This is a genomic window from Campylobacterota bacterium (assembly GCA_040752835.1).
Taxonomy (GTDB): domain Bacteria; phylum Campylobacterota; class Campylobacteria; order Campylobacterales; family Sulfurimonadaceae; genus Sulfuricurvum.
On record JBFMGG010000008.1, the window covers coordinates 100403 to 120979 of the forward strand.

A 20577-nucleotide genomic window follows, 5' to 3' on the forward strand; every position below is an offset into this window, starting at 1 on the left:
AATGGCCACCGCAGAACAACTTAAGCAAGAAATCCTGAATAAAACCAAAGAATATTATGAGTTAGTGCATAAACCGGTACAAGAGAAAGAATTCGTAGCGGGGAAAAGCCGTGTGAACTATGCAGGGCGTGTATTCGATGAACGTGAAATGGTCAATCTCGTCGATAGTTCGCTCGATTTTTGGCTGACATACGGCGATTATTCGAAACAATTTGAGAAAAAACTTGCAGATTATCTTGGTGTAAGATGGGCCTTTTTGGTAAACAGCGGCAGTTCAGCCAACCTGCTTGCATTTTATACATTGACTTCACCGTTACTCGGAGATCGACAGGTAAAACGGGGGGACGAAGTGATCACTGTTGCCGCAGGTTTTCCGACCACTGTCGCACCAGTCGTCCAGTACGGCGCTGTTCCTGTTTTTGTCGATATGGAGCTGACTCATTTCAATATTGATGTTAACGAATTAGAAAAAGCACTTAGCCCAAAAACCAAGGCGGTGATGATTGCACACACACTAGGCAACCCTTTTAATCTTCGTGCCGTCAAAGAGTTTTGCGATAACCATAACCTCTGGTTGATCGAGGATAACTGCGATGCTCTGGGCTCTACCTATGAAGGAAAACCGACAGGAACCTGGGGTGATATCGGAACCAGCAGTTTTTACCCTCCGCATCATATGACGATGGGAGAGGGGGGCGCGACTTATACGGATAACCCGTTGCTTAAAAAAATCATGCTCAGTATGCGTGATTGGGGACGTGACTGTTGGTGCGAAAGCGGTATAGACAACACCTGCGGATGCCGTTTCTCTCAAAGCTTCGGAACTTTGCCGAAAGGGTATGACCATAAATACGTTTACAGTCATTTTGGCTTTAATCTCAAAGTCTCCGATATGCAAGCAGCCGTGGGGTGCGCCCAGCTCGAAAAATTCCCTATGTTTGTTGAAAAGCGTAAAGAGAATTTTGCGAAACTGTACGAAGGGCTCAAGGATATCGATAGCCTGATCCTTAACGCGGCGACTCCAAAGAGTGATCCGAGCTGGTTCGGTTTTATGATTACCCTCAAAGAGGGCGTCGAATTCAGCCGTAATGAACTGGTCGAACACCTCGAAAACGCCAATATCCAAACCCGTAACCTTTTCGCGGGAAATATGCTTCGCCATCCAATGTTTGATAGTATGATAGAGGGGCATGATTATCGCGTTATCGGTGAACTTCCTAACACTGACAAGATCATGAATGACAGTTTCTGGATTGGACTGTATCCGGGAATGGGTGATGAGGCGATCGGATACATGGTTGCCAAGATTCGGGAGTTCGTTAAATGATGATACGGGTAGCCGATTACATTGCCAAATTTTTAGCCGAACATAACGATACGGCGAAAACCGTTTTTTTGGTTTCCGGCGGCGGAAACATGCACATGATCGACGGGATTGGTAAAAACAGCAATTTAACCTATGTGTGTAATCACCATGAGCAGGCATGTGCCATCGCTGCGGAGGGGTATGCTCGCGTCAGCAACAAAATCGGTGTTGCCGTGGTCACAACCGGTCCGGGGGGGACCAATGCCATTACGGGCGTTATGGGGGGATGGGTCGATTCGATCCCCATGCTCATCCTGTCTGGGCAGGTGAAGTTTGTGACGACGATTGCTTCCCAGCCGGAGCTCAATCTCCGTCAGATCGGCGATCAGGAGATCAATATCGTCGACATCGTCAAACCGATTACCAAATACGCCGTGATGGTGACCGATAAAAATAAAATCCGTGCCCATTTGGAAGAGGCGGTTTATGTGGCAAAACACGGTCGTCCCGGTCCCGTATGGATCGATGTGCCGCTCGATATCCAGGGAGCCATGGTCGAAGAAGATCAGCTCGTCGGTTTCACCCCTCCCGAAGAACCGGCTTATGATTGTAAGATCCCAGCGGTTATCGATGCATTGAAAAATGCACAACGTCCGGTCATCATTGCCGGGAACGGGATTGCACTGGCTGATGGCGTCGAAACATTTCGAAAACTGGCGGCTGTCCTCAATATCCCCGTTATCAGTACGTTTGCGCGTTATGATATTGTCAAAGATGATGATCCGTATTGTTTCGGAAGATCAGGTTCATTGGGGAATCGTGCCGGAAACTTTGTGGTTCAAAACAGCGATTTGATGATTGCAATCGGCGCAAGACTGAACATTCGCGTTGTCAGTTACAACTGGGAGTATTTCGCTCGCGAGGCGAAAAAGATCGTTGTCGATATCGACCCCGCCGAACTTAAAAAGCATACAGTGGAAATCGATATTCCAATCGAGTCGGATGCAAAAATATTCTGCGCCGAGCTTTTGACTGCACTTTCAACTTCAGAATTGCCTTCGTACAGTGCATGGATTGAACGATGCAAAGGGTACCGTAACGACTTCCCGACGATTACGCAGGAACGGCAGGCTGTCACGGAATGGGTCGACTCGTATAATTTTTACGATGTTTTTTCGAATGTGTCGCGTGACAATGATATCTTCGTCTTTGGAAACGGTACTGCGTGTGTCGCATCGTACCAGAGCCTTCGCCTGCGTAAAAATCAGAAGGTTGTCGTCAATTCGGGCTGTGCGTCAATGGGATATGATCTTCCCGCTGCCATCGGAGCGTGTTATGCAAACGACCGTAAAGACGTCATATGTGTGACCGGAGATGGCAGTCTTCAGATGAATATCCAGGAATTTCAAACGATCATTCATAATCAGCTTCCGATTAAATTATTTGTTCTCAACAACGACGGCTATATCTCTATCCGAAACACTCAGGGGGGGTTTTTCAAAGGGCACTATGTCGGTTCTACCCATGAGAGCGGAGTAAGCTGTCCCGATACGATCAAAATCGCACAGGCATACGGTTTCGCAACGTATAAAATCGACAATCAAAACGATCTTGCCAACGATATAACCAAAGTCCTTGCGATGAAAGGTCCCGTGGTGTGTGAAGTGATGCTCAGTCCGACCGAGAAGATGGAACCCAAACTCTCCTCCGAAGCAAAACCGGACGGCCGTATTGTTTCGAAGCCGCTGGAAGACATGTTTCCGTTTCTGGATCGGGAAACCTTTAAAGCCAACATGATTGTAAAGACGATTGATGAATAGGCAAACCGTTCTTATTACCGGGGCATCCAAGGGGATAGGCAAAGCGATTGCCGATCTATTAAGAGAACAAAATATTTATGAGCTCTTAACCCCTTCCCACCATGATCTTGATCTTTCAAACAGAGAGTCCATCAAAAATTATTGCGCGCGACACTCCAATATTGATATTTTGATTAATAATGCCGGAATCAATATTCTCGGAGCGGTGGATAGTATCGGCGATGGTGATATGGATACGATGTTAGGGACGAATTTAATGGGTCCGATTGCATTGATTCGAGAAGTAGTTCCTTCTATGAAAGCTGCCGGTTCAGGAAAAATAATCAATATCAGTTCGATTTGGGGAATACGGTCGAAAGAGAACCGGACATTGTACTCAGCAACGAAATTTGCCCTGAATGGGGTGACCAAAGCCTTGTCGCGAGAATTGGGAGCGCACAATATCCTTGTGAATTCTGTATGTCCCGGATATGTTAATACGGAGTTGACGCAGAAAAACGTTCCACCCGAAGAACAAAAGAAAATCCAAGCGACCATTCCTTTGGGGCGTTTCGCCGAGCCCGGAGAAATTGCGAAAACAGTCGCTTTTTTGATCTCTTCGGACAATACCTACATAACGGGTCAGACAATAATTATTGATGGAGGCTTCCTGGCATGACACAACTTCAGATCCATTCCAATCTCAGAGATTATACGGTCTCATTTGAAGACAATTTTGATTTTTTACAATCATTTGCAGAGATTCAACACAAGTGTGTCATGATTGATCGCAATGTCGCAGCACTGTATCGTGATCAGTTTGATGCAGTATTTAAACCCGATGAAGTGATTTTGTTTGATGCTGTCGAGGAGAACAAGACACTGGATTATGCGGGTGTATTGGTCGAAAAAATCATTGCACAGGCAGCGAAAAAGAATCTGACAATAATTTCAATCGGTGGCGGAATTACGCAGGACCTGACGGGTTTCATCGCTTCGACACTCTATCGCGGGGTCAACTGGATTTTTGTCCCGACTACGTTTTTGGCGCAGACAGACAGCTGTATCGGCAGCAAGACATCAATCAATTTTAAATCCTTTAAAAACCTGTTGGGAACATTTTACCCGCCGTCCAGAATTTACATAAATCCCGCTTTTTTACAGACACTGACTCCACTTGATTTCTACAGCGGAATCGGCGAAACGATCAAATTCCAGCTGATGAAAGAAGAAGAAAGCAAAAACTTTGACCGGATCATCGAAACAATCGAGAAAGCGAAGCAGGACCGTACCACATTGCTGCCGCTGATCGAAGACAACATGCGGGTGAAGCTCTCGTACATGGAAGGGGATGAATTCGATCAGGGACGGCGAAACCTGCTTAATTACGGTCACTGTCTTGGGCATGCACTGGAAACGGTGACCGATTATTATGTTCCGCACGGCATCGCCGTGACAGTGGGAATGGTTTTCGCCAATGCGGTTTCTCTGGGACGGGGATGGATGGATGAAGCGTTTTTCAATCATCTCAATGAGAAGTTATTTGTACCTAATATACCGTTGGTTCTTGAAGAGAGCCATTTCGACCGAGAGCGCTTGTTACAGGCGATAAAAAATGACAAAAAAAGGATCGGCAAAGCATTGACCGCCATCATTCCGGACCGTCATTTCGTCATGCAAAAAATGGATGATGTGAGCGAAGAAGAATTTGACGGTGCGTTGGATTTGACGAGAAAAATTTTAGTGGGGAGAACAAAATGAACAGTATCGAACGGGAGATGGTTGAGGTCTTGAAAACACTCCGGGAAGATTATGGGGTATTTGAGATCAAAGCAGAGTTTGAAGCTGAAGGAAGCCGCATCGAAGAGATGATGCGTCTGAAAGACATCACTTCAACGGTGGATTTGCCGATCATTCTCAAAATCGGTGGTGTAGAAGCAATCACGGACATTTACAATGGTCTTTCGATCGGGGTTAAGGGAATCATCGCTCCAATGGCAGAGACGGCATTTGCCGTGTCGAAATTTCTAAGTTCGATCGAAACCTTTGTTGCTGAAGACAACCGTGAGGATGTTGATTTCGCGATCAACGTCGAAACCAAAACGGCGTATGAGAATCTGGATGAGATTTTTGCCCTTGAAAAGCTTCCACTTTTGTACGGGGTTACAATCGGTCGAGTGGATATGGTCGGTTCGATGGGTTATGATCGCGGCAGTGTGGATGGAGAAGAGATTTCTGCGATGTGCCGGGCGATTTTTCAAAAAGCGCGTGAAAAGAATCTTAAAACGGGCCTTGGCGGAGCGATCTCTACCGGATCGATTCCGCTGATACGGTCCCTGGCCGATGATGGTTTGATCGATAAATATGAAACGCGCAAGGTGGTTTTTTCCGCGGATGCCATTCGTAAAGACCCGGAAGCAGGGATCCTGAAAGCGATTGAATTTGAACTCCTTTGGCTGAAGAGCAAGCGCCGCTACTATTCGCGCATCAAAGCAGAGGATGATCAGCGTATCGAAATGCTTGAAAAGCGGCTTGGGCAGCGATGAATATTTTCATCACCGGAGCGCATGGGTTTGTTGGCCGCAATTTAACGGAATATTTGACCCGGACAACAGATCATACGCTCTTTACGCCCAAAAGCAGTGAACTGGATCTGCAGAATGAGAATGCCGTCGATGACTATGTCGCCCGAAATAACATCGAAGTGATTATCCATGGAGCCAACCGTGGCGGTGGGCGGGATACGGCAGAAATGAATGATGTCGTCCATACCAATCTTCGGATGTTTTTCAATATTGCCAAACAGTCGTCGAAAGTGCAGAAAATCATCCATCTGGGCTCCGGCGCCGAATACGGCAAACACAAACCGATAGTCGATGCAGCAGAAGAAGATGCACTCGAAGCGCTACCCAGGGACGATTACGGTTTTTACAAATCGGTCTGCTCCCGATACATAGACCGATGCGATAACATTTACAACCTCCGGATTTTCGGTGCCTATGGAAAATACGAGAACTATCGGTTCAAATTTATCTCCAACGCGATCGTCAAAAATCTTTTGGGCCTTCCGATCGAGATTATGCAGAATGTCTTTTTTGATTACATCGATATCGACGATATGGTTCCTATGATTGCCTACTTTGTCGAAAATGACGGAAAACACCGTACCTATAACATCTCCAAAGGAGAAAAAGTCGACTTGGTCAGCCTGGCGGAGACGATCAATGCTGTAAGTGATTTTCGATCCGATATTATCGTAAAAAATCCGGGGCTGAATCTCGAATATACCTCATGTAATGACCGTGTCATGGGTGAGCACCCTTTTCATTTATCAACCCATCGTGAAACGATTACTCGTCTCATGGAGTATTATCGCACTGTGTTGCCGCAGATTGACGCGGATGAGATCCGGGGCGATGCACTGGCAAAAAAAATCGTTGTTGCAAAAGAGTCATGAAACAGTTTTTGATCAACCACGAACAAAAACTCCGTTACCTCATGATCGGAGGATGGAATACCGTTTTTGGATACGGGGTGTTTGCGGCATTGTATTTTTGGCTTGAGGGGGTGATCCACTATCTGATCATCCTGTCGATCAGTTACGTGGTCAGTATTACCAACGCGTATGTCGGATACAAATTGTTTGTTTTTAGAACGCGTGGCAATATCCTGCGGGAGTATTTTCGCTTTTACATCGTTTATGGGGCGTCGTTCATTTTTAATGTGCTGTCGCTTCCTGTATTTGTCGAGATGTTAGAGTTTAATATGTATGTGGCGCAGGCTATCGTGACGGTCATTACCATAGTAGGGAGCTATGTGCTCCATAAAAATTTTTCTTTTCGAGCTAAAACGTGAATTTTTTACGAAAAAATATCGGGCTGATATATATCTTTTTGCTTGCAATACAAGTAGTGCTTATTGCCTATTATGCTGTCAAATCATTTCAGTTGTCGGTGCCGAATTATTTTTATTTTGAAAGCGTTGCCCTGTATTTCAATGACCAAAAGCGTGTAGAACTTCTCTCGTACGTTATTGGCATCGTATTGCTTGGTGTATATTTTTTGGGAATTATGATATTGGAAAATATGGTCAGTTTAAAGGCCAAACGCTATTCCAAAACTGTCTTGTCCGGAGCATTGAATCCAAAAAACAAAAAACTAATGGGCATTACAGGCTTATTTCTTGTGGTATTGCCTTTGTTGATTCATTTTGTGGGTAAATCATTTTCAGGTAAATTAGTATTCCAGATGGTAGTTTTACTACTTGGTATAGCTTTACCGTTTTGGCACTACTTCGCACTCTATCATAAGCGGACAACAGTTGAATGGTTTTATAGCAAATTCAAAAACCATGCAAACAATGAACCGTTTTTTACAAAAAACTATTTTTTTGCGGCTGTTTTATTCGTTGCATTTTTGCAACTGCTGTATTTATTTTATGATCCGATCGCGAACCGCCCAAAAATTATCAATGAGTATTTCAATATCCCGGAATCCACCGTTTTAAAAGATGGAAAAAATTATGACAACACCGTCTACTGGCAGGCCAATTTTCCTTCAGCGATGACATTTAAAAATGACATTGGCACTGAGCAAAGTATTTCCAACTGTGTATTTAAAAGTCCAGAAGAGCTCGGTGTGCTTGAGCCGTCATTATTGGATGGCAACATATCCTATGATCAGCGCCATAATTTATTTTGCGTGAATGGATTACTGGATTTGAATGCTTTCGGTAGCGTACAGGATTCGCAGCTATATCACATTCTTCAGCGGGGACATTACAAAGCACGTGATCTTGAGATGTTGTCCCTCTCGGAGAACGACAAAGATTGGTTGTCTTACAACAAGTTTGAAATTCACTGGCAGATTTTGAGCCGATTTATGATTCACCATAACAGTTTTTTATTTATTCCGATCGCTGATTTTGCGCAGGATAAAAATATCAGCACGATTAATGCGCAATACGGTTTGGGAAGTGCATGGGTCTTTCATAAATTATTGGCCGCTTTAAATTCGATTTCTTTGGATGGATGGCTTAAAGTATCGTACCTGGTTTACTATGTTTATTTTGCAATTTTCATAGGGGTGGTTTTTGCAATTACCCGTAATATTGCATGGACAGCCATTATCTTTTTACTCTCGCTGAGTGTTATCAACTATCGCGGATACGATTTTTTACTGCTTCCTCCGGGAGAGTCTCCGTGGCGTCATTTTTTCGACATTCTTATTGTGTATCTCCTGTTCGCCTATGCTAACTACAAACGGATTATTTTTTATGCGGCTGCGCTGCTTTTCGGTCTTGGCTCAATTGTATTAAATCCTCAGATAGGGCTGATGATTTTCCTGGCTGCGCTTGTATCCGGGGTATTGTATGCTTATCGAGAACGATATCGGCTCAAGACTACCCTCATATTGTCCTTGATTGCTTTGCCGGTTGCGGGAACTATTTTTGTATTGACATCGAGTGCCAATGACCTGGCAAGCTATTACCTGGATGGGGTGATAGGTTTTCCGATCTCATTTTCCCAAATATTCAAAATTTTTCTCATGATTATCGTAGGTTATGTTGTTTTGTGGAAGATTTTAAAAGATCGGCTAACAACGAATTATGCGCATTTAGTATTTTTATTTTTATATGTTCAAGCACTACTTTTGTATGTTGTATGGCATTATAATACTGAAGGATTTAAGGCCAGAGCATTTATTTATATTTTAACAGCTGGTTTATTTGCATTTCATTTCCGCAGCATGATTAGTCAGCGCTATAAGAACTACATAGCTGGGGTAATTGTTGCTATCACTGTGACTGTTTATGTCGATAGTGTGTCGGATGTATTGAAAAGCAAACGGCAATATGAGAAAATTTTTGATCGGCATGTCACTTATGAATGGAATATGGATCGTGCTCATATCGTCTCGACGATGAATCCGGTTTACTTCCAAAACGGTGTCGATTTGATCCAAAAGTACAGTAAAGGTCAAAACGGGATTTACATTGTCTCTGAATACGATAACTTTTTGCCATTCTTGGCCCATAAATACAGCCTGATGCCGTTTTTTGATATGAAGTGGTATCTAATCACTCCGAAAGAATTAAATAAAAGCATACAAGTATTGCAAAAAAACAAACCGGAGTATCTGTTTGTCGATACGGGAATAGATCGAAATCTCAATAACGAGATTATCGATCCAAAATTTCCGGAAATTGGATATCTGAATCAAGAATCTATTTGGCGGGTACAACGACTCAAACTGATGAACCAGATTTTTCAGAGTGTTGCTGATGACTATGAATTGGTGGAGCAAGGGTATTTGATTTCAGTTTATAAGAGAAAAAAATGAAATTAAAAGTATGGGTCGTACTAATTTTTCTTTTGTTATCTATCAGTATATTTATTGATTGGAGCAGAGAAACAATTCAAGAGCAAACTATTTTAGTTAAAACATATACTAGTCATGTTCAATCTCCAATCCGGTATAACGTTTTAAAAGATGTAAATTCATCACTTGAGGTGAATATTCGAGGAAGTTTCAAACTTGATAAACTAAAAAATTATGAAAATATTTTTCAGACATCAGATATCAATCAAGGCTTTCGAATTGAAATTGATGAACTTGGTTCTATAACCTTAGTCTTTCCAACAAAGACCGGATTGCAGGGAATTCCAATGGGGCAGAATATTCAAGAGAATGTATGGCACGCTTTTGCTTTGTCTTTCAATAATGAAAAAATTTTGAGTATTTCAATGGATAATAAGCAGCTTTATAATCAATCACGTCCGGATATTGTCTCGGTAGTCGATAATATTGTTATAGGTGGAGGTTTTGATTCGACAAGACCATTTTTGGGTGAGATTAAAGACTTTAAGTTGGAATATAAAACTTATAAGGAATGGAAGTTTGCCCATTTTTACATAGGCTTGATTCAATTTTTACTTGTCATATCAATCATTTTGCTTTTAACGAACAATTTTATGCGCTCACCGCAGGGGAATTCGTATATCCAAAAGATGTTTTCAGACCGCACTGTTTTTCTGACCTTCTTGGGAATCGGAACACTTGCTCTGATTGGTATTAATGCATTGTATTGTAATTTGCTTGGGGCATTGGGATATACAGGGTTCGCTTATACAAACTTCCTATTCCCGCCAGAAGACCGCTTCGCGGATCTGATCAAAATTGCCCTCTCTTTTACCAAACCCCTCGCCGGCGTCATCGACACTGCAAAAATCAACACATGGCCCGAAATCTTCCAGAATTACTTCTATCATAACCCGTACGGGGGGGTGGAAGCATTACAACACGGCCAATTCAGTCATCTAGCCGGAACTCCGCTGGGAAAACTTTACGGAATGATGAACGGTTATATAGCCTTTACCCTGTCTCCCACATTGTTATACGGTCTCTATCTCACTCTCTATGCCTGCGCTATCGGATTTATGATTCATATGCTTAAGAACAAAAACAAGCGCGAGTGGATCTTTATCGTCTTGACAATACTTTCCTATCCCGGTTTAATTATCCTTTTCCGGGGGCACTTTTTTTCAGCCTTTGCCGTCATGATCCTTGCCACTGCTCTGATTGCTCTGATCAAAGACAAACAGCGCCTCAGCTGGATTGCTTTTGGCATCGCGATGAATATGCGGCCAAATTTCGTTTTTTTCGCTCCCTTGATTTATTCCGCATTCCGTTCACCCAAGCCGTTCTTGCTTTATTGCTTAAAATTGGCGATATGGAGTATTGCCCTTTTTCTAACCCTTTACTGGGCTGTACATACCCTATACCCCGATTATACGTTCGCCAGATCGGTTGAAGCGACACGGATTTACAATACCTTATATAATTACGGCAATCTTGGGCTCGCCTTTGGTTCTTCGTTCTACGGTGCCTTGTATGCGGCAGCCAAACTTTATGGCATCGATCCGCATAGAGTATCCATTGTCGGGCATCTGATTGCCGGAGTGAGTATCGTGTCGGTCGGTATCGGAATATTATTAAGAATTTTCAGTGCGACGGAAATCATTTTTTTGCTTGCCGCTCTTTATTCCTTGTTCACACCGGTCCTTGGGGATTATCAACTCATTCTTTTTATTCTGCCGATTATTGTTTTTCTCGTCGCAAAAGACGAATACCGTGACGATTCACCCAAACACATCTTTATTATCGCGCTAGCATCCATGCTTTTGCTTTCTCCGAAAAATTATGTTTACATTGAAAGTTTAGGCGCATACAGCCAGGTATTTATGAATCCGGCTATTTTAATGGCTGCATTATCATATCTCTTATGGCAACGGAGCACACTTATTAACGGACGAGTCAAACATGCAGTACCCTAAAATGATGACCCATCTCAAAGCGCTTGAGGCTGAATCCATCCATATCATCCGCGAAGTAGTCGCCGAATTTGAAAACCCCGCGATGCTTTACAGCATCGGAAAAGACTCCTCGGTGATGCTGCACCTGGCACAAAAAGCGTTTTACCCAGCTCCACCTCCCTTTCCGCTGGTCCACGTCGATACGATGTGGAAATTCAAAGAGATGATCGAATTCAGGGACCACCGAGCTAAAGAAGTGGGAATGGATTTGATCGTTCATGTAAATCCCAAAGGGGTTGAAATGAACATAAGCCCTTTTGAACACGGTTCAGCATTGCATACCGACATCATGAAGACCGAAGGACTCAAACAGATGCTCGAACATTACCGGTTCGATGCCGTATTCGGCGGCGCACGCCGGGATGAAGAAAAAAGCCGCGCCAAGGAACGGATCTATTCGTTCCGCGACAGAAACCACCGCTGGGATCCAAAAAATCAGCGTCCCGAACTGTGGAATCTCTACAACGGCCGCCATAATGCGGGAGAAAGTATCCGGGTATTTCCCCTATCAAACTGGACAGAGCTTGATATCTGGCAGTACATTTATCTCGAGAGCATCCCTATCGTTCCGCTCTATTTCGCGGCTAAACGTCCCGTTGTCGAAACGGGAGGAACGCTGATCATGGTGGATGACGACCGGATGCCCGAAGCGTTGCGCAAAACGGCGCGTGAAGAGACGGTCCGCTTTCGGACATTGGGATGCTATCCGCTGACAGGAGCAATCAAATCCGAAGCATCTACCCTGCCCGATATTATCCGGGAAATGCTGCTGACCAAAACTTCCGAGCGCCAGGGACGACTGATCGACAGCGACTCGTCCGCTTCAATGGAGAAAAAAAAGATCGAGGGGTATTTTTAATGGCACACCAGTCCGATATGATCGCCCATGATATCGAACGATACCTCAAAGACCACGAAAACAAGGAACTGCTCCGTTTCATCACCTGCGGCAGTGTCGATGATGGCAAAAGCACCCTGATCGGGCGGCTGCTGCACGATTCGAAAATGATCTTCGAAGACCAGCTCGCCGCGATCGAGAAAGATTCCAAAAAAATGGGAACGCAGGGGGGAGCACTTGATCTCGCACTCCTCGTTGACGGATTGCAAAGCGAACGGGAACAGGGGATTACGATTGACGTCGCCTACCGCTTTTTTTCGACCGACAAACGCAAATTCATTATCGCCGACACCCCGGGCCACGAACAATATACCCGGAATATGGCGACCGGTGCTTCCACCGCCGATCTGGCGATCATTCTCATCGACGCGCGTCACGGCGTACAGACCCAAACCCGTCGCCATTCCTATATCGTTTCGCTTCTGGGGATCAAACATCTGATCGTCGCGATCAACAAAATGGACCTGGTTGACTTTTCGCAGGAACGGTTCAATGCAATCAAAGCCGACTATGCCGCATTAATTCCCGGGCTTCCCAACCACGAGCAAATCGACTTCACCTATATTCCCCTCTCCGCTCTTGAGGGGGATAATGTTGTACATGCAAGCGCACAAACAAAATGGTACGATGGCAATCCGTTGATGGAGTTGCTTGATACGATCCCTCTTCACCAAAAAAACGACGATACGGCTCCTTTGCGCTTTCCGGTGCAATACGTCAATCGCCCCCACCTCGATTTTCGCGGATTTTGCGGTACGATCGCTTCGGGAAACGTCAAGATCGGCGATTCGGTAACGGTATTGCCATCGGGCAAAACAACGCGGATCAAATCGATCGTGTTACCCTCGGTCAGTGATTTTTCAGCCCCGTTGGATCGGCTGTCACTCAATTATGCCAAAGAAGCATATGCACCGATGGCCGTTACGCTGATGACCGAAGATGAAGTCGACATCAGCCGCGGAGACATGATCGTCCACAGTGATCATCTTCCCCGGGTCTCCAATAGCCTCAAAGTGATGGTTGTCTGGATGTCGGACGAGGCGATGAAACCTCACCAAAACTACCTCTTCAAATCGGGAACAACTACGGTTGGCGGAAATTTTGCACATATCAATTACAAAGTCAACGTCAATACGTTTGAAAGGCTCCCGGTCGACGAGCTTCTGCTCAACGACATCGCTTCGTGCAAACTGGTCCTTAACCGCCCCATTGCGGCCGATCCTTACATACAAAACCGTTCGACAGGTAGCTTTATCATTATCGATCGCACTGCGAACGCTACCGTAGGAGCCGGGATGATCGTCGACGTCAGCCGCCGTGATCAGGATAAAGTCCCCTCAACCCACCGCGAATATACCCAAGCAGAAATCGAATTAAATGCTTACATCCGCAAAAACTTCCCCGAATGGGGCTGCAAGGCGATTTAAATGTATAGAGAAACCAATACCCGTTCCATTACCAAAGGCCTTAGCTGGCGTTTTTTCGCTACAGGGACAACCGTTATCATCGTCTATATTTTTTTTAAACGGCTTGATCTTGCGATCGCTGCAGGAATCGTGGAAACCGCTTCAAAAGTATTCTTGTTTTACCTCCATGAAAAAATCTGGCAGCGGATTCGATGGGGCAAGAAAAAAATCGAACCGTTCAACCTTTGGTTTACCGGACTTCCCCTCTCCGGCAAAACCACGATCGCCGATCTGGTATACGAGAAACTCAAAAAATACCAGATCCCCCTTGAGCGGATCGATTCCAAAGATATACGTGAACTGATCCCCGATATCGGTTACAGCCGCGAAGAGCGCAACCGTCACATGCGGCGCATCGGCCACCTGATCAAAACGCTGCAAAACAACTCGATTTCAACCGTAGCCTCATTCGTCTCCCCTTACCGCGAATCGCGCAAAGCAATCCGCGAAATGGTGCAAAACAATGTCGTCGTTTACGTCAAAGCCGACATCGATACCTGCATAGCTAGGGATTACAAAGGAGTATACGCTAAAGCTCTGAACGGCGAACTTCACAATTTTTCAGGGGTCAATGATGTTTACGAAGAGCCTCAACATGCGGAAATCGTCATCGATACGACCACCACGGATCCCGAAATGGCCGCGGAGGAGATTGTCAACTATCTGAGAAAAAGGTACATACGTCTATGACCCCTCATATCGTCTGGCATTCCCACACCGTTACCAAAGAGGACCGAATTGAGCATAACGGCTTCAAACCTGCTATTTTATGGTTTACCGGGCTTAGCGGTTCGGGCAAATCGACCATCGCCAATGCGGTAGAAAAAGCCCTCTTCGAAAAGGGTATCCATACCTATCTACTGGATGGGGACAATATCCGCCACGGCCTCAACCGTGATCTGGGGTTCAGCGATGCGGAACGGATCGAAAACATCCGCAGAATCGGTGAGGTCTCTAAACTTTTTGTTGATGCCGGCATCCTGGTCCTATCGGCTTTTATTTCGCCGTTTGAGCAGGATCGCCGCCTAATCCGAGACATGGTCGAAGCCGGAGAATTCATCGAAGTTTTTATCGACGCCCCGCTGGAAATCTGTGAACAGCGTGATCCTAAAGGGCTATACCATAAAGCCCGAATCGGCGAGATCAAACATTTCACCGGAATCGACTCTCCTTATGAGGTTCCGAAAAATCCTGAATTACGGATACGAACCGATCTTACGGATATCGAGGCCGCTGTCGGAGAAATCATCGGCTATCTTGACACGAAAGGATACTTTCATGCTTGATCGTATCAATATCGGCGAGATCATCGCCATTGCTAAAGAAGCGGGACATGCGATCATGGAGGTATACGAAAAAGATTTTATAGTCGAATTCAAAGCAGATCAAAGCCCGCTGACCGAGGCAGACAAAAAAGCGCATGATATTATCACCAAAGGGATTGAGGCCCTCGGTCTTGGGTTGCCGATACTCTCCGAAGAGGGACGGGAAATCCCTTATGAAGAGCGCAAAACTTGGGAATACTTTTGGATGGTAGATCCCCTGGACGGTACGAAAGAGTTCATCAAAAAAAATGGGGAGTTCACCGTCAATATTGCACTTATCCATGACGGCACCCCTGTATTAGGGGTCGTTTACGCTCCGGTTCTTGGCGAAATGTATTGGGCCAAACAAGGCTTCGGAGCCTATAAAAACGGCGAAAAGCTCCCTCTTTTCAAGACAGACACCTCAAAGCCATTACGCATCGTTGCCAGTAAATCGCATTTATCCGCTGAAACCAAGGCCTATATCGACGAACTTTCCAAAACTGCAGGATCGATTGAATGCATCAGCCGAGGAAGCTCTTTAAAGCTCTGCATGGTCGCAGAAGGAAGTGCGGATATCTATCCCCGTCTTGGTCCCACGATGGAATGGGACACGGCAGCAGCGGACGCGATTGTCAAAGAAAGTGGCAAAAGCGTTATTGAATTTAGAAATGGGTATCCTATTTTTTACAACAAACAAAATTTACTCAATCCATCATTTATTGTGAAAAAAACATGACCCATACTAAAAAAATAGCTATTCTACAATCAAACTATATTCCATGGAAAGGATACTTCGATCTGATCAACATGGTCGATGAATTTATTCTATACGATGATATGCAATACACCCGTAGGGATTGGCGCAATCGCAACAAGATCAAAACCCCCCAAGGGCTCCAATGGCTAACTATACCCGTTGAGGTGAAAGGGAAATACTATCAGGCGATCAAAGACACCAAAATCAGTGAAGCCGACTGGGGGAAAAAACATTGGCAGAGTATTCGTCTCAACTATTCAAAAACACCTTATTTCCAGCACTATAAAGATATATTTGAGCCATTGTATCTGGATAATGACCTGCTATATCTCAGTGAAATCAATTATTGCTTTCTCCAAACCATCAATAAGACTCTTGGAATCGCAACCCCTCTTCGTTGGTCAAGCGAATTCGACCTAATTGATGGTAAAAGCGAACGCTTGCTCGGACTTTGTAAAGATTGCAATGCTGCCGAATACATTAGCGGCCCTGCAGCCAAAGACTACCTGGATGAAACGCTTTTTGAACAAGAAAATATCCGCGTCAGCTGGATGGATTATACAGGCTATCCGGAGTATCATCAATCATTTCCTCCATTTGAGCACGGTGTTAGTGTTTTGGATCTTATCTTCAACGAAGGGCCTAATGCACCAAAATTTATGAAAAGTTTTGAAAGGACAGAATAATGGTATTATCGATTGTCACGACCCTCTACCGTTCTGCCGAGTACATAGAAGATTTTTATCGTCGCATCAGGGTTGAAGCGCAAAAGATTACGACTGATTACGAAATTATTTTTGTCAATGACGGTTCTCCGGATGATTCTTTGGAACGTTCTGTAAATTTATATGAAAAAGATGCGAAGGTAAAAGTTATCGATTTATCACGCAATTTTGGACACCATAAAGCGATTATGACCGGGCTTGCTCATGCAAACGGCGACTACATATTCCTAATCGACAGCGATCTGGAAGAAGAACCTGAGTTATTAGGAGAATTCTGGCAAGAACTACACAATGATCCTCGAATAGATATGGTCTACGGGATTCAGGCTAAACGCAAGGGGGGATGGTTCGAACGGTGGAGCGGTAATCTGTTTTATAATACGATGAATCTACTTTCGAATGTCGAACTGCCAAGAAACTTTTTAACTGTGCGTTTAATGACATCACGTTATGTTAACAGTTTGACTCGATTCGGTGAACGTGAAATGACACTGATAAATATAATCGCCATGAACGGTTACAGACAAAAAGCCATCGTCGTAAAAAAACATTCCCATAGTCCGACTACCTACTCGTTAATGCAAAAATTATCCATTGTTTTTAACGTCACGACATCCTCAAGTGCAAAACCGCTTTATATGATTTTTTACTCAGGCATGATAATAACTCTGCTATCTGCCCTTTACATCTTTGTCTTGATTTTCAATAAACTCGTTTCAAATGTTGCTTTTCACGGATGGACCTCTCTGATGGTTTCCGTATGGTTTTTAGGCGGAATGATTATCATGTTTTTGGGGATAATTGGCATCTATATTTCAAAAATTTTTGTTGAAACAAAACAACGCCCCTATACAATTATTCGAAACCTATATGAACAAAAGAAGGAACAATAATCAATGGAAAAAATTGTAATTTTTGGAATTGGTGAAATCGCCGAAATGGCTTGGTACTATTTTGGGCAAACCGATTCTCAACAGATTGTTGCATTTACAGCAGATCGGGAATATTGTCTTAACAATGATTTCAAGGGTCTTCCTTTAATTCCTTTTGACGAAATTACAACACATTTTTCGCCAACTGAATACAAAATGTTTATCGCGGTTGGCTATACAAAAGTTAATAAAATTCGAACTGAAAAATATAAACTTGCGAAAACAATGGGCTATTCTCTGACTTCCTACATCAGTCCAAATGCCACCATTGCTAATAATGTTTCCATTGGAGATAACTGTTTTGTTTTCGAAGACAATACACTCCAACCCTTTACCAAAATCGGCAATAACTGTGTATTATGGAGTGGGAATCATATCGGTCATCATTCACTCCTCGAAGACAACTGTTTTATTACATCCCATGTTGTTGTCTCCGGAGGATGCGTTATCGGTGAATCTACTTTCATAGGCGTCAATGCAACATTACGAGACCATATTAAAATAGGCAAATCCAATGTTATAGGGGCCGGTGCGTTAATTTTGGGAGATACGGAAGATAACAAGGTTTATATGGCTACACCCACGGAACCATCTAAAGTGCCTAGCAACCGTCTTAGAGGAATTTAATTTGCGTTGGACAAAAATCGGACAAATATACCAGTTTAAATCCATAGATGAATTTTGCATATCACATGCGTCAAATCCCCTGGCCATTCATCTGCATGATGATCTTTACCGAGTCTTTTTCAGTGGCCGAGACAGGGAAAATAAATCATCCGTAGCCTATGTCGATATCGATATCGAAACGCTCAAAGTAGTCGGTGAAGCCGATCAGACCCTATTTTTGCACGGAGCGGACGATAGTTTTTATTCTCATGGCGTCAGCATCGGTAATATGTATGAAGCAAATGGTCAAAACTATATCCTCTTTATGGGATGGCAAATACGCAATGGTGGACATTGGAGGGGTGACATCGGAAGACTTCGGTTGGATAAAAGCAACATGTTGGTGCTCGATCCGGCAACTCCGTTTATGAGCAGCGACGAAGAAGACCCCATCAGCCTTTCCTACCCTTGGGTTATGCAAGATGACGGTATCTACAAAATGTGGTATGGTTCCACTATCACATGGGATGCCGGAAACAATGAAATGCTCCATGTCATCAAATATGCTACTTCCCCGGATGGAGAAAAATGGGAAAAACACGGCATTGCAATCCCTTATGCCCTCGGAACGGCACAGGCATTTTCGAGACCAAGTGTCATACGCGACGATCAGGGATATCATATGTGGTTTTCATATCGTTCCGGAGATGGAACAAGATACCGTATCGGATACGCACACAGCATTGACGGCCAGCTTTGGAAAAACAGGTTGGATGACGTGGGAATCGATGTCAGTCCGGAAGGATGGGATAGTGAAATGATTTGCTACCCGTTCGTATTTGACCATAAAGGAAAACGCTATATGTTGTACAATGGAAATCAATATGGCAAAGAAGGCTTTGGCCTAGCTATTAAAAAGGAATGAATTTGCATAAAGACCATTTGGTAATTATTGCTGGTATGCCTCGTGCCGGAACAACATATATGTATAAAACCCTAGCACTACACCCTGACATGTATATGCCAGAAATCAAAGAAACCAACTATTTTTCTTACAACCATACAAAAGGCGAAGAATGGTTTGAGAAAATATACCAAAAAGCGCAGAATGAGCAAAAATACTTTGATGTTAGTCCTTTTTATTTTTTAGACCCTAATGCTATTGAGCGAATAAAAAGTTTTAACAGCAACCAAAAAGTTATTTTATTACTACGTAATCCTAATGACTGGATAAAATCATTTTACAAACAAATTCTTACTCAATCTTACAGTATAGGAACTTTTGAAACATTTGCAAAGAAATATGAAATTAAATTTGAAAGTAGCATATTGTCAATTGACTTTAAAAATTTTGATTTTATCGTCAAAGTAGAACAATTCAAACAAGCTTTCTCTGGTAATCTTATGCTGATTGATTTTACCCATTTTGAAAATAACAAACTCAATGTATTGCAAGAGATAGAAAAATTTATCGGAGTGACTTCTTTTTTTAATGATGGAAATGTTATACAGGAAAAAATTAATGCTGGTAATCGCAAGAACAATAAATTTATAACATATCTCTCTACTCTATCCATATTACGAACAATTGCTTTTACCTGCTTACCAAAGTCATTTATACATTATATCCGCAATAAATATATATTGGGCAAGCCAAATATAACAGAAGAGCTGCCACTTCCAGATATCTATCCTCAAAAAAATATATTTCTTGAAAGTTATTTCCAAAAATCTGGAATCGTATATTGCTGATGCAAAAAGGGATTGTCTTAGTATTATTATCGGTGTTTTTACAGTCATTCACTTTTTTGTGTATCAAAATATCAACAACTTCATCAGAACTATTTCAAGCAATTTGGCTCGGGAGCGCATTTATATTAATTGCTAATCGTGCTTTCATTTGGCAATATGTGTTAAAATACATGCCATTGTCCAAAGCTTACCCGTATAATTCACTGGTTCAAATATTGATTTTTGTTTATGCTGTTGTTTTTTTTCATGAAAAATTTGAGGTTAACCATCTATTTGGTTTGATACTCATGGTATTTGGTATTTATATACTTTCTCAAAGTAAAAAACCATGATTCCTCTCTATATTGTTCTAGCTGTTTTTCTTACTGTTACAGGACAAATACTCTTAAAAAAAGCTGCTATTAAGTATCATATAGTCGATTTTTTTAATGCTTATATTATTACTGGGTATTTGTTTTTTGCAATCACAGTAATAATCTCATATCACTTAATGACTTTAATTGATATGAAATATTTCACTGCTATCATGAGTGTTAATTATATATTTACCGTATTGGCATCTACACTGTTTTTAGAAGAGTCAATGGATCGTTACAAACTGTTTGGAACACTTTTGATTAGTATTGGTGTAATTATTTTTGTGTTATAAGGAAAG

At 43.1% G+C, this 20577-nt stretch carries 21 protein-coding genes; all 21 read left to right on the forward strand.

Annotated elements, in window-relative coordinates; genetic code table 11:
• Window position 1: 1 nt before the first annotated feature.
• The 21 genes from rfbH to AB1763_10500 are packed head-to-tail and all read left to right on the forward strand — an operon-like array spanning window position 2 to window position 20571.
• The gene (rfbH, locus tag AB1763_10400; GenBank protein ID MEW5833235.1) at window positions 2–1327 is read left to right on the forward strand and encodes a lipopolysaccharide biosynthesis protein RfbH; all 1326 of its coding nucleotides are present in this window, start codon (window positions 2–4) and stop codon (window positions 1325–1327) included.
• The gene (locus AB1763_10405; protein MEW5833236.1) at window positions 1324–3126 is read left to right on the forward strand and encodes a thiamine pyrophosphate-binding protein; all 1803 of its coding nucleotides are present in this window, start codon (window positions 1324–1326) and stop codon (window positions 3124–3126) included. The genes rfbH and AB1763_10405 overlap by 4 nt, the downstream gene beginning before the upstream one ends.
• On the forward strand, window positions 3119–3784 hold the full coding sequence (locus tag AB1763_10410) for an SDR family oxidoreductase (GenBank protein MEW5833237.1): 666 nt from the start codon (window positions 3119–3121) through the stop codon (window positions 3782–3784). The genes AB1763_10405 and AB1763_10410 overlap by 8 nt, the downstream gene beginning before the upstream one ends.
• Window positions 3781–4866, forward strand: coding sequence for an AroB-related putative sugar phosphate phospholyase (cyclizing) (locus AB1763_10415; GenBank protein ID MEW5833238.1), 1086 nt, complete (start codon window positions 3781–3783; stop codon window positions 4864–4866). The genes AB1763_10410 and AB1763_10415 overlap by 4 nt, the downstream gene beginning before the upstream one ends.
• A complete protein-coding gene (locus tag AB1763_10420; protein MEW5833239.1) occupies window positions 4863–5651 on the forward strand; it encodes an aldolase/citrate lyase family protein in 789 nt (262 codons plus the stop codon). Before AB1763_10415 ends, AB1763_10420 begins: the two co-directional genes overlap by 4 nt.
• Window positions 5648–6562: an NAD-dependent epimerase/dehydratase family protein gene (locus tag AB1763_10425; GenBank protein ID MEW5833240.1), complete on the forward strand. Its 915-nt coding sequence runs from the start codon at window positions 5648–5650 to the stop codon at window positions 6560–6562. Before AB1763_10420 ends, AB1763_10425 begins: the two co-directional genes overlap by 4 nt.
• The gene (locus AB1763_10430; GenBank protein ID MEW5833241.1) at window positions 6559–6960 is read left to right on the forward strand and encodes a GtrA family protein; all 402 of its coding nucleotides are present in this window, start codon (window positions 6559–6561) and stop codon (window positions 6958–6960) included. Before AB1763_10425 ends, AB1763_10430 begins: the two co-directional genes overlap by 4 nt.
• The gene (locus tag AB1763_10435; GenBank protein MEW5833242.1) at window positions 6957–9446 is read left to right on the forward strand and encodes a hypothetical protein; all 2490 of its coding nucleotides are present in this window, start codon (window positions 6957–6959) and stop codon (window positions 9444–9446) included. Before AB1763_10430 ends, AB1763_10435 begins: the two co-directional genes overlap by 4 nt.
• Complete coding sequence (locus AB1763_10440) at window positions 9443–11440, forward strand: hypothetical protein (protein ID MEW5833243.1); 1998 nt, start codon at window positions 9443–9445, stop codon at window positions 11438–11440. Before AB1763_10435 ends, AB1763_10440 begins: the two co-directional genes overlap by 4 nt.
• Window positions 11427–12338 (forward strand): sulfate adenylyltransferase subunit CysD, encoded by a 912-nt coding sequence (gene cysD / locus AB1763_10445; protein MEW5833244.1) that lies wholly within the window; start codon window positions 11427–11429, stop codon window positions 12336–12338. Before AB1763_10440 ends, cysD begins: the two co-directional genes overlap by 14 nt.
• Window positions 12338–13804: a sulfate adenylyltransferase subunit CysN gene (gene cysN, locus AB1763_10450; GenBank protein ID MEW5833245.1), complete on the forward strand. Its 1467-nt coding sequence runs from the start codon at window positions 12338–12340 to the stop codon at window positions 13802–13804. Before cysD ends, cysN begins: the two co-directional genes overlap by 1 nt.
• Entirely contained in the window at window positions 13805–14533 is a 729-nt protein-coding gene (cysC, locus tag AB1763_10455) for an adenylyl-sulfate kinase (protein ID MEW5833246.1), read from the forward strand. It begins immediately after the preceding gene.
• Entirely contained in the window at window positions 14530–15129 is a 600-nt protein-coding gene (gene cysC / locus AB1763_10460) for an adenylyl-sulfate kinase (protein ID MEW5833247.1), read from the forward strand. The genes cysC (AB1763_10455) and cysC (AB1763_10460) overlap by 4 nt, the downstream gene beginning before the upstream one ends.
• On the forward strand, window positions 15122–15886 hold the full coding sequence (gene cysQ, locus AB1763_10465; GenBank protein MEW5833248.1) for a 3'(2'),5'-bisphosphate nucleotidase CysQ: 765 nt from the start codon (window positions 15122–15124) through the stop codon (window positions 15884–15886). Before cysC (AB1763_10460) ends, cysQ begins: the two co-directional genes overlap by 8 nt.
• Entirely contained in the window at window positions 15883–16593 is a 711-nt protein-coding gene (locus AB1763_10470) for a WbqC family protein (protein MEW5833249.1), read from the forward strand. The genes cysQ and AB1763_10470 overlap by 4 nt, the downstream gene beginning before the upstream one ends.
• Window positions 16593–17525: a glycosyltransferase family 2 protein gene (locus tag AB1763_10475; protein ID MEW5833250.1), complete on the forward strand. Its 933-nt coding sequence runs from the start codon at window positions 16593–16595 to the stop codon at window positions 17523–17525. The genes AB1763_10470 and AB1763_10475 overlap by 1 nt, the downstream gene beginning before the upstream one ends.
• Before the next feature lie 3 nt (window positions 17526–17528).
• Window positions 17529–18191: an acetyltransferase gene (locus AB1763_10480; protein MEW5833251.1), complete on the forward strand. Its 663-nt coding sequence runs from the start codon at window positions 17529–17531 to the stop codon at window positions 18189–18191.
• A gap of 1 nt (window position 18192) precedes the next feature.
• On the forward strand, window positions 18193–19095 hold the full coding sequence (locus AB1763_10485) for a hypothetical protein (protein ID MEW5833252.1): 903 nt from the start codon (window positions 18193–18195) through the stop codon (window positions 19093–19095).
• 2 nt (window positions 19096–19097) lie between these two features.
• Entirely contained in the window at window positions 19098–19922 is an 825-nt protein-coding gene (locus AB1763_10490; protein MEW5833253.1) for a sulfotransferase, read from the forward strand.
• On the forward strand, window positions 19922–20254 hold the full coding sequence (locus AB1763_10495) for an EamA family transporter (protein ID MEW5833254.1): 333 nt from the start codon (window positions 19922–19924) through the stop codon (window positions 20252–20254). The genes AB1763_10490 and AB1763_10495 overlap by 1 nt, the downstream gene beginning before the upstream one ends.
• A complete protein-coding gene (locus AB1763_10500) occupies window positions 20251–20571 on the forward strand; it encodes a hypothetical protein (GenBank protein ID MEW5833255.1) in 321 nt (106 codons plus the stop codon). The genes AB1763_10495 and AB1763_10500 overlap by 4 nt, the downstream gene beginning before the upstream one ends.
• Window positions 20572–20577 lie beyond the last annotated feature (6 nt).

Excerpts from the sequence above, each read along its gene's own strand:
- AB1763_10405 (MEW5833236.1), top strand. The coding sequence starts at position 1,324 with ATGATGATACGGGTAGCCGATTACATTGCCAAATTTTTAGCCGAACAT.
- AB1763_10500 (MEW5833255.1), top strand. The coding sequence starts at position 20,251 with ATGATTCCTCTCTATATTGTTCTAGCTGTTTTTCTTACTGTTACAGGA.
- AB1763_10480 (MEW5833251.1), top strand. The coding sequence starts at position 17,529 with ATGGAAAAAATTGTAATTTTTGGAATTGGTGAAATCGCCGAAATGGCT.
- AB1763_10470 (MEW5833249.1), top strand. The coding sequence starts at position 15,883 with ATGACCCATACTAAAAAAATAGCTATTCTACAATCAAACTATATTCCA.
- AB1763_10430 (MEW5833241.1), top strand. The coding sequence starts at position 6,559 with ATGAAACAGTTTTTGATCAACCACGAACAAAAACTCCGTTACCTCATG.
- AB1763_10410 (MEW5833237.1), top strand. The coding sequence starts at position 3,119 with ATGAATAGGCAAACCGTTCTTATTACCGGGGCATCCAAGGGGATAGGC.
- AB1763_10420 (MEW5833239.1), top strand. The coding sequence starts at position 4,863 with ATGAACAGTATCGAACGGGAGATGGTTGAGGTCTTGAAAACACTCCGG.
- AB1763_10440 (MEW5833243.1), top strand. The coding sequence starts at position 9,443 with ATGAAATTAAAAGTATGGGTCGTACTAATTTTTCTTTTGTTATCTATC.
- AB1763_10495 (MEW5833254.1), top strand. The coding sequence starts at position 19,922 with ATGCAAAAAGGGATTGTCTTAGTATTATTATCGGTGTTTTTACAGTCA.
- rfbH (MEW5833235.1), top strand. The coding sequence starts at position 2 with ATGGCCACCGCAGAACAACTTAAGCAAGAAATCCTGAATAAAACCAAA.
- cysC (MEW5833246.1), top strand. The coding sequence starts at position 13,805 with ATGTATAGAGAAACCAATACCCGTTCCATTACCAAAGGCCTTAGCTGG.
- cysQ (MEW5833248.1), top strand. The coding sequence starts at position 15,122 with ATGCTTGATCGTATCAATATCGGCGAGATCATCGCCATTGCTAAAGAA.
- cysC (MEW5833247.1), top strand. The coding sequence starts at position 14,530 with ATGACCCCTCATATCGTCTGGCATTCCCACACCGTTACCAAAGAGGAC.
- AB1763_10415 (MEW5833238.1), top strand. The coding sequence starts at position 3,781 with ATGACACAACTTCAGATCCATTCCAATCTCAGAGATTATACGGTCTCA.
- cysN (MEW5833245.1), top strand. The coding sequence starts at position 12,338 with ATGGCACACCAGTCCGATATGATCGCCCATGATATCGAACGATACCTC.
- AB1763_10425 (MEW5833240.1), top strand. The coding sequence starts at position 5,648 with ATGAATATTTTCATCACCGGAGCGCATGGGTTTGTTGGCCGCAATTTA.
- AB1763_10475 (MEW5833250.1), top strand. The coding sequence starts at position 16,593 with ATGGTATTATCGATTGTCACGACCCTCTACCGTTCTGCCGAGTACATA.
- cysD (MEW5833244.1), top strand. The coding sequence starts at position 11,427 with ATGCAGTACCCTAAAATGATGACCCATCTCAAAGCGCTTGAGGCTGAA.